Below are 2167 nucleotides of genomic sequence, written 5' to 3' on the forward strand. Positions count from 1 at the left end.
TATATACCTAAAAACTATTTCTCAACCTACTGGGGATATGAACGTTACGCCAATTCTATACCATCCACTGTCCCGGTCTGGGATCCAATCGGGGAAGGAGTTCTTTCCTATCGGCGGATGAACCTAGCTTACCGTGAGTCGGGACGGACTGTGAAAAACACCTGTCCTGTTGGAAATGCTTTTAGCGAGCATAGCGGCAGTTAGAGGAAATCCGCGAAATCAGTCAGAAAAAATCTGCTTCCGAAGCAGATTTTTAGAACGCCTGAGGCGTTTAATCCAATGTCATTTAGTTAAGAAAATATGAGTAGCTAATTTAGGGCAGAGATATTTAATTGTGGAATATCTCTGTCTTTTTCTATAAGTATAGATTGTCTCCTTTGCAAAATAAGTGTATATTTAAATTATGTTGTATTATCTGTATGTAAAACTTGCAGCTCTCTGCGCCCTGATTTTACGGGGGTATTTTCGGTGTTTGCGTATGGGAAGCAGATTTTGCCCTATCAGATATTCAACATCAAGTGGAGGTCCTTCAGCAGGACATCTGAACATATATCGGCATATATGGATTGCGATCGTGTAATTCGGCTGAACTTTATGCTTTCGATTTTTCTGATCTATGATTACATGGGCTGTAATGATAGAGCTAAAGTTATACAATAAAAGGCCGGCAAAGATTTCCTGTTTGATATACTCCACTTTTTTTGCATGTAGTTTTGCAACATCAGCAGCATACTTCAGCTCTCTGTATGAGGTTTCGATTCCCCACCTCATGTTATATAATTCTTTTATTTTACTGGCTGGGAACTCTCTTTGCGGCAAATTCGTAATGATACATTCGTAAGTTTCTTTCTCTTTCGGGCCTATTGCAAAGCGTACGACTCTAAAGGTGATTGGATAAAAGGGGTGTTCCTTATCCAAAAAATCAAAAGGATGTTTGGAAGCGATTACTCTATAACGATCCCGCTCCGCTTTTACCTTATTTGTCATTTTTCTGGTTAATTCCAGGTGTACCTGTATGTCAAATTCTTCTGTTTCTGGAACTGTAAGACGAGAAACAATCCGGTTACTATTCTTATCTTTAGCTCTGACCAAATAGAACATTCCCTTCTTTTCTATATGTGCGAAGACATTATAACATTCATATCCTCTATCGCATAGGAATATCGTACGAACATCTGCTTCATATCGGTCAACCATATTGGCCAGTGCTTTGCATTCACTGTGCTTTTTACCAGGTTGAATGACTGCGTCTTCATATCTTTTGCTGCATAGATTATAAAGTGTATCTAAATGTAATTGATTGCATCCCTTTTCACCATTGAAAAAATGATTTTCTAAATCCTGTGGATCTGTAGCTATATTCAGCATCGTGCCGTCACAGGCGATCAGGCGATTTCCCTGAGAACTTGCAGTGTCAGGAAATGCCTGGTTAAAGTGATGAAAAAGAGTTTCTATAGCTTCTGGAAGCAGTTTTGCTTTTTGTTGGCATAAAGCAGATGCAGTAGGTGTATCCTTAGAAAAGTGGAAAAATTCCAATAACTCTTTTTTATTACTTCTGCCTTCCGTTGCCAGCAAGAACTGTATAGTTTTTTGAAAACTAAGCTTTCGATTTCTTATAAAGTCATGTCCAGGGTTCTTGACAAAAAAGGGCAAATGCTGCTCAAGTTTTAAAATTTCCATCTGTAGTTTACTTTTTACTGTAAAGGCAAAGTTCATAGGTGAAACCTCCTTAAAATAATTATAATTAAGTGGCTTCGCCGCAATTTTTTTGGGATTTGTCAACCCTTTTTTCAAAAAAAGATGAAAAAATAGGATATATATTTCTATATATCCCAATTGTTACTGATACTACTATTTTTTCTTAACTAAATGACATTGGATTAAACGCCTCAGGCGTTCTAAAAATCTGCTTCGGAAGCAGATTTTTTCTGACTGATTTCGCGGCTTTCCTCTAACTGCCGCTATGCTCGCTAAAAGCATTTCCAACAGGACAGGTGCTTTTCACAGTCCGTCCCGGCTCACGGTAAGCTAGGTTCATCCGCCGATAGGAAAGAACTCCTTCCCCGGTTGGATCCCAGACCGGGACAGCGGATGGAATAGAATTGGAGTAGCTTGTATATCCCCAGTAGGCTAAAAAAATAGGCTTTTCCGGTTAATTTAAAATAGT

The 2167-nt window shown here is 38.8% G+C and carries 2 protein-coding genes; one reads left to right on the forward strand and one right to left on the reverse strand.

The window, feature by feature from the left end:
- A partial coding sequence (locus tag HMPREF0240_RS24800; RefSeq protein WP_207636756.1) for a hypothetical protein occupies positions 1–204 on the forward strand: 204 nt, incomplete at its 5' end.
- Between the two features lie 207 nt (positions 205–411).
- Here HMPREF0240_RS24800 and HMPREF0240_RS08395 read toward each other — a convergent pair.
- Positions 412–1716 carry an IS4 family transposase gene (locus HMPREF0240_RS08395; protein WP_035312661.1) on the reverse strand — a complete coding sequence of 435 codons (1305 nt, stop codon included), beginning with the start codon at positions 1714–1716 and terminating at the stop codon, positions 412–414.
- Between the last annotated feature and the right edge of the window lie 451 nt (positions 1717–2167).

Origin of the sequence: Clostridium sp. D5, from assembly GCF_000190355.1 — a bacterium.
GTDB lineage: Bacteria > Bacillota > Clostridia > Lachnospirales > Lachnospiraceae > Faecalicatena > Faecalicatena fissicatena_A.

What these genes read in the sequence shown, in the direction of transcription:
- HMPREF0240_RS08395 (WP_035312661.1), bottom strand. Translation starts at nt 1,716, where the DNA reads ATGAACTTTGCCTTTACAGTAAAAAGTAAACTACAGATGGAAATTTTA.